The sequence below is a fragment of the Pseudomonas sp. 5Vm1k genome (assembly GCF_056161485.1).
In genome coordinates this window covers 329,426-335,727 of sequence record NZ_JBSPCZ010000007.1, presented here as the reverse complement: position 1 = coordinate 335,727, position 6,302 = coordinate 329,426, and the positions used below count along the sequence as shown (strand labels likewise).

Here is a 6,302-nt window from a genome sequence, read left to right as displayed (position 1 = left end):
AAGCCTCGCTCCTACAGGATTTGCGTCGTTCGCATCATCGCGATACGACACCAATCCTGTAGGAGCGAGGCTTGCCCGCGAAGCTTTTGACTTAGGTCGTGACGTTCAGGTACTTGCCTGCGCTCGCCACGTTATCCAGCGAATACTGCTTGCTCAAATTGGCGATCATTTTCTGCAGCGCTTCGCTCACATTCGACTGATCGGTAGAGCTGTCGCTGTTTTTCTCGCGACCAGCCTGCAGTGCTGCTTTGAGTTCGTCGCTGCTGACGCCACCGCTGCTGTCGCTGTCGAGCACCTTCAGCAACGCGGCGCTGGTGTCGGTGGCGGTCGACGTTGAGGTCGATGAGTTGCTGTTGCTGGCCTGTAACGCGCTGCTCAGTTCCGTGGCGCTGATGCTGCCATCGCTGTCAGTGTCGAGTTGGCTGAACAACTGATCGCTGGAGGCCTGTTGCGGCGGTGGTGGCGGTGGGCTCAGGGCGGCGGCGAGTTCGTCCTTGCTGACAGTGCCGTCCTGGTTTTTGTCCAGCGCCGAGAAGATCTCCTTGCTGTCGGCGCTGCTGCCAGCGCTGGTCAGGCCGTTGCTCAGCTCATCGCTGCTGAGGTTGCCATTGCCGTCGGCATCCAGGGCGCCGAGAAGCGCGTCGGCCAGGTCAGTGTTGGGTGCCTGGTCCTGCGGAGGTGGCGGCGGTGCCATCGCGGCCATTTCCTCGCTGCTCAGGCTGCCGCTGTCGTCGCTGTCGAGGTCTGTGAAGTTCTTGCTCAGATCGGCCAACAGGCGATTGTCGGGTTTTTCGGTCTGGGCGGTTTTTAGTTCGTCCTGACTTACCGAGCCGTCGCCATTGGTGTCGAGCTTGGTTAACAGTTGTTTCTGGAACTCTGCACGGCGGGCGGCGTTGGCCGTCGTGTTGCTGGTGCTCGTGCTGGTATAGCTCGTGTAGTTGCTGCTGACGCTACCGATCATTGGGCTCACTCCTTTGGACGGAAAACCGGTGAGTGCACCGGCTTATGCAGCCTCAAGGGGCAAGTTGTCGTGGGTATGTGGCGTTTGTACCGGTTGGTACACAGAGTCAGCAGGCCAATCCGAGATCCCCTGTGGGAGCGGGCTTGCTCGCGAAAGCGGTGTATCAGTCAATATTGATGTCGACTGACACGCCCTCTTCGCGAGCAAGCCCGCTCCCACAGGGGATTTATGTTTAACAAGGGGATTTATGTAGGGATTCAGTTGCGAGGCAATTTGATAACAGCAGTCAAGCCTCCACCCGGTGTTTCTTCCAGGCTCAATTGCCCGCCCAACCGTTCCGCCGCTTCCCGGGCGATGGTCATGCCCAGGCCGACGCCGCCGGAGTTGCGGTTGCGCGAACCCTCCAGCCGAAAAAACGGTTCGAATACCGCTTCACGCTTGTCCGGCGCAATCCCCGGGCCGTGATCGATCACCCGAATCACCAGGTGTTCACGGCTGTCTTCAAGGGTAATCAGCGCTTCCCCGGCATAACGCAGGGCGTTATCCATCAGGTTATTGATGCACGAGCGCAAGGCCATCGGCTGGACTTGCAGCGGCGCGCAATGACCACTGGCCTGGACGTCGGCCCCCTGGTCCTGGGCGTTTTCGCTCAGGGACTCGACCAATGCCTGCACATCCATCCACTGCCGGGCTTCACTGGTGCGTTGTTCGTGCAGGTAAGTGAGGGTGGCGTCGAGCATGCCGATCATGTCGTCCAGGTCCTGGCGCATCTGGCCTTGCAGCTTGTCGTCGTCGATTTGTTCCAGGCGCAGCTTGAGTCGCGACAGCGGCGTGCGCAGGTCGTGGGACACCGCGCCGAGCATCCGCGAGCGCTGTTGCACCTGTTCGATAATCCGGCGCTGCATCTTGTTGAAGGTGTGGGCCGCTTGCCGCGCCTCCCGTGGACCTGACTCGTCCAGCGGCGGGCTGTCGAGGTTCTCGCTCAAGCGCTCGGCGGCATCGCTCAGGCGCTGGATCGGCCGGCTCAGCAACTTGGCGCCGTACCACGCGGCAATGATCAGCGAGACCAGTTGAAAGGTCAGCGGCACCAACGGCCCGCCGAACCACGGCCGCGGCGGGCGTTTTTCGAAGCGCGGGTCCATCGGTGGACGCGGGCCCTCGAAGTCCTCGGAAAACCCGGGCGGCGGCGGAGGGGGAGGCGGGCCGTAGTGGTGAAACCAGAAAAACGCCAGCAGGTGCGCCAGGATGATCGCGATCAGCAGCACGCCAAACAGGCGGCCGAACAGCGTATCGAAGCGCGCACGCATCAGCCGATGTCTCTCGCGTCGAACAGGTAACCCTCGCCGCGAACGGTCTTGATCAGCTGTGGGTTTTTCGGGTCATCCCCCAGTTTCTGGCGCAGGCGCGACACCAGCAAGTCGATGCTGCGATCAAAAGCCTCGATTGAACGACCACGGGCGGCATCCAGTAATTGTTCGCGGCTGAGCACCCGGCGCGGACGTTCGATGAACACCCAGAGCAGGCGGAATTCGGCGTTGGACAACGGCACCACCAGGCCATCGGCGGCGATCAATTGGCGCAGCACGCTGTTCAGGCGCCAGTTGTCGAAGCGAATATTCGCACGCTGCTCGGTGCGATCATCCCGCACCCGCCGCAGAATGGTCTGAATCCGCGCCACCAGTTCCCGCGGCTCGAACGGCTTGGCCATGTAGTCGTCGGCGCCCAATTCGAGGCCGATGATCCGGTCGGTGGGTTCGCAGCGCGCAGTCAGCATCAAAATTGGAATGTCCGACTCGGCGCGCAGCCAGCGGCACAGGGACAAGCCGTCTTCGCCGGGTAGCATCAGGTCGAGCACCACCACGTCGAAATGCTCCGCTTGCAGCGCCAGACGCATGGCCGCGCCATCGGTGACGCCGCTGGCGTGGATATTGAACCGGGCCAGATAGTCGATCATCAATTCGCGGATCGGGACGTCATCGTCGACGATCAGGGCGCGAATGCTCCAGCGTTTGTCGTCGCCGGGCGCTTTTTGATCGTCGTTCACAGGTGCTGAGGTGTTGTGCATGCGTGCGTTCATCTGCCAGATAGGCTGCCAACCACAAAGATGGGCTGCGAGGTTGTGGCTTCAGCATAGGCGTCCAGCCCGAAGGCGGGAAGTGCTGCTGTAAGGACGTGTTGCGGCTGCCGAGGGTAGTGATGAAGGATGTTGTGGGCGTGTCGTGAGTGTATCGGGCTCGACACAATTGGCGCACAAGCTAGGCTTGCCGGAGTATGCGGGACGATTTACCGATCATCGGGTCCCGCAGCGCCGTTGGTTCCGCTACAATGCGCGCCGATTTCGTCCTGCCTGAGAGCCCGCACATGTCCGTCTGCCAGACTCCTATCATCGTCGCCCTGGATTTCCCCACCCGTGACGCCGCACTGAAGCTGGCCGACCAGTTGGACCCGAAACTGTGCCGGGTCAAAGTCGGCAAGGAACTGTTCACCAGCTGCGCCTCGGAAATCGTCGGCACCCTGCGTGACAAGGGTTTCGAAGTGTTCCTGGACCTCAAGTTTCACGATATCCCGAACACTACCGCTATGGCGGTGAAAGCAGCCGCGGAAATGGGCGTGTGGATGGTCAACGTCCACTGCTCCGGCGGCTTGCGCATGATGGCGGCCTGCCGTGAAGTGCTTGACCAGCGTACCGGCCCCAAGCCGCTGCTGATCGGCGTGACCGTGCTGACCAGCATGGAGCGTGAAGATCTGGCGGGCATCGGCCTTGACATCGAGCCGCAGGAGCAAGTGCTGCGCCTGGCCGCGCTGGCGGAAAAAGCCGGGATGGACGGTCTGGTGTGCTCGGCCCTGGAAGCCCAGGCCTTGAAAGCGGCCCACCCGTCGCTGCAACTGGTGACCCCGGGGATTCGCCCGGCGGGCAGCGCCCAGGACGATCAACGTCGCATCCTGACTCCGCGTCAGGCACTGGATGCCGGTTCCGACTATCTGGTGATCGGCCGTCCGATCAGCCAGGCGGCGGATCCTGCAAAGGCGTTGGCCGACGTTGTGGCCGAAATCGCTTAACCAGACACACTGAAGATCCAAATGTGGGAGCGGGCTTGCTCGCGAAGGCGGTGTATCAGTCAACGATGATGTCGACTGATACTCCCTCTTCGCGAGCAAGCCCGCTCCCACATTGGTTATGTGGTGCATTCAAGAATCGGGTTAAACCTTCAGAACCAACTTCCCGAAATTCTCCCCGCTGAACAACTTCATCAGCGTCTCCGGGAATGTTTCCAGTCCTTCGACAATATCTTCGCGACTCTGCAACTGCCCCTTAGCCATCCAGCCGGCCATTTCCTGCCCGGCGGCAGCGAATTGCGCGGCGTAGTCCATCACCACAAAGCCTTCCATCCGAGCGCGGTTGACCAGCAGCGACAGGTAGTTGGCCGGGCCTTTGACCGCTTCTTTGTTGTTGTACTGGCTGATGGCGCCGCAAATCACTACCCGTGCTTTCAGGGCCAGGCGACTCAGCACCGCGTCGAGGATGTCGCCACCGACGTTATCGAAATACACGTCCACGCCTTTAGGGCATTCGCGCTTGAGCCCAGCAACGACGTCTTCGTTTTTGTAGTCGATGACCCCGTCAAAACCCAGTTCATCGATCAAAAATTTGCACTTGTCCGCGCCGCCGGCGATGCCGATCACGCGGCAGCCTTTGATCTTGGCGATCTGCCCGGCAATGCTGCCCACTGCACCCGCCGCGCCCGACAGCACCACGGTGTCGCCGGCCTTCGGTGCGCCAACGTCGAGCAAGGCGAAGTAAGCGGTCATCCCGGTCATGCCCAGTGCGGACAAGTAGCGCGGCAGCGGCGCCAGTTTCGGATCGACTTTGTAGAAACCTCGTGGCTCGCCGAGGAAATAATCCTGCACGCCCAGGGCACCGTTGACGTAGTCGCCGACCGCAAAGCCTGGAGTGTTCGATGCCACGACTTTGCCTACGCCCAATGCGCGCATGACCTCGCCAATACCAACCGGCGGGATGTAGGACTTGCCCTCGTTCATCCAGCCGCGCATGGCCGGGTCCAGGGACAGGTATTCGTTCTTGACCAGGATCTGACCCGCCGCCGGTTCGCCGACCGGTACTTCTTGATAGGTGAACGTTTCGCGAGTCGCCGCGCCGACCGGGCGTTTGGCGAGCAGGAATTGGCGATTGTTCTGGGTAGTCATGACAGGCACTCAAGATGAATGAAGCCTTGTTGATAGACCTTCATGGCCGATGCCGCAAGGTTGGCTGATGCGGCGAATACAGGTCGATCCAGTGCAGTGATAGTTGGCTGGGCGGTTCTATCACTGTGAGTCATGGGCACTCAACCGGCCTTCTGATAGTGCTGCCGCACGTAACGCCCCGTGGATAGACTGCAAGCACGAGATCCCCCGCCATCTTCTCTTCGAGGACAGAACAATGAGCATGACGTTTTCCGGCCAGGTAGCCGTTGTGACCGGTGCAGCCAATGGTATTGGCCGCGCTACCGCCCAGGCTTTTGCGGCCGAAGGGTTGAAGGTAGTGGTCGCGGATCTGGACACGGCGGGGGGCGAGGGCACCGTGGCGCTTATTCGCACGGCGGGTGGCGAAGCGACCTTCGTGCGCTGCAACGTCACCGTGGAGAGCGAGGTAAAACATCTGATGGACGAGGTGATCAATACCTACGGCCGTCTCGACTATGCCTTCAACAATGCCGGCATCGAAATCGAAAAAGGCAAACTGGCCGACGGTACGCTCGATGAGTTCGACGCGATCATGGGCGTCAACGTCAAAGGTGTCTGGCTGTGTATGAAGTACCAGTTGCCGTTGCTGCTGGCCCAGGGCGGCGGCGCGATCGTCAACACCGCTTCGGTGGCCGGCCTCGGTGCGGCACCGAAGATGAGCATCTACGCGGCCTCCAAGCACGCGGTGATCGGCTTGACCAAATCGGCGGCTATCGAATACGCCAAGAAGAAGATCCGTGTGAACGCGGTGTGCCCGGCGGTGATCGACACCGACATGTTCCGCCGCGCCTATGAAGCCGACCCGAAGAAGGCCGAGTTCGCCAACGCCATGCACCCGGTCGGCCGCATCGGCAAGGTCGAGGAAATCGCCAGCGCGGTGTTGTACCTGTGCAGTGACGGCGCGGCATTCACCACAGGGCATTCGCTGGCCGTGGACGGTGGCGTCACCGCTTTCTAAAAGTTGATAACGCAATCCCCCCTGTGGGAGCGGGCTTGCTCGCGAAGAGGGAGTGTCAGTCGATATCTATGTTGATTGACACGCCGCTTTCGCGAGCAAGCCCGCTCCCACATGGGTTTGTGGTTAGCCATGTGGGAA

The 6,302-nt window shown here is 61.1% G+C and carries 6 protein-coding genes; 2 read left to right on the top strand and 4 right to left on the bottom strand.

Features of this window, described 5'->3' with window-relative positions; translation table 11 throughout:
• Positions 1–91: 91 nt before the first annotated feature.
• From xopAW to ACWIKB_RS16810, 3 genes are all read right to left on the bottom strand, one after another.
• Positions 92–961 carry a XopAW family type III secretion system calcium-binding effector gene (gene xopAW / locus ACWIKB_RS16820; protein ID WP_475268238.1) on the bottom strand — a complete coding sequence of 290 codons (870 nt, stop codon included), beginning with the start codon at positions 959–961 and terminating at the stop codon, positions 92–94.
• 257 nt (positions 962–1,218) lie between these two features.
• On the bottom strand, positions 1,219–2,268 hold the full coding sequence (locus ACWIKB_RS16815) for a sensor histidine kinase (protein WP_475268236.1): 1,050 nt from the start codon (positions 2,266–2,268) through the stop codon (positions 1,219–1,221).
• Positions 2,268–3,026, bottom strand: a complete 759-nt coding sequence (locus ACWIKB_RS16810) for a response regulator (protein WP_475268234.1) — start codon at positions 3,024–3,026, stop codon at positions 2,268–2,270. The genes ACWIKB_RS16815 and ACWIKB_RS16810 overlap by 1 nt, the downstream gene beginning before the upstream one ends.
• 296 nt (positions 3,027–3,322) lie before the next feature.
• Here ACWIKB_RS16810 and pyrF point away from each other — a divergent pair, with 296 nt between their 5' ends.
• Positions 3,323–4,021, top strand: coding sequence for an orotidine-5'-phosphate decarboxylase (gene pyrF, locus ACWIKB_RS16805; RefSeq protein ID WP_475268232.1), 699 nt, complete (start codon positions 3,323–3,325; stop codon positions 4,019–4,021).
• Positions 4,022–4,162: 141 nt separating this feature from the next.
• Here pyrF and ACWIKB_RS16800 read toward each other — a convergent pair whose 3' ends face one another.
• The gene (locus ACWIKB_RS16800; RefSeq protein ID WP_475268230.1) at positions 4,163–5,167 is read right to left on the bottom strand and encodes an NADP-dependent oxidoreductase; all 1,005 of its coding nucleotides are present in this window, start codon (positions 5,165–5,167) and stop codon (positions 4,163–4,165) included.
• Positions 5,168–5,402: 235 nt separating this feature from the next.
• Here ACWIKB_RS16800 and ACWIKB_RS16795 point away from each other — a divergent pair, with 235 nt between their 5' ends.
• Entirely contained in the window at positions 5,403–6,164 is a 762-nt protein-coding gene (locus ACWIKB_RS16795; RefSeq protein WP_054054927.1) for an SDR family oxidoreductase, read from the top strand.
• The last annotated feature ends 138 nt before the right edge of the window (positions 6,165–6,302 follow it).

Coding starts and splice junctions, on each gene's coding strand:
- xopAW (WP_475268238.1), bottom strand. CDS start 961: ATGATCGGTAGCGTCAGCAGCAACTACACGAGCTATACCAGCACGAGC.
- ACWIKB_RS16815 (WP_475268236.1), bottom strand. CDS start 2,268: ATGCGTGCGCGCTTCGATACGCTGTTCGGCCGCCTGTTTGGCGTGCTG.
- ACWIKB_RS16810 (WP_475268234.1), bottom strand. CDS start 3,026: ATGCACAACACCTCAGCACCTGTGAACGACGATCAAAAAGCGCCCGGC.
- pyrF (WP_475268232.1), top strand. CDS start 3,323: ATGTCCGTCTGCCAGACTCCTATCATCGTCGCCCTGGATTTCCCCACC.
- ACWIKB_RS16800 (WP_475268230.1), bottom strand. CDS start 5,167: ATGACTACCCAGAACAATCGCCAATTCCTGCTCGCCAAACGCCCGGTC.
- ACWIKB_RS16795 (WP_054054927.1), top strand. CDS start 5,403: ATGAGCATGACGTTTTCCGGCCAGGTAGCCGTTGTGACCGGTGCAGCC.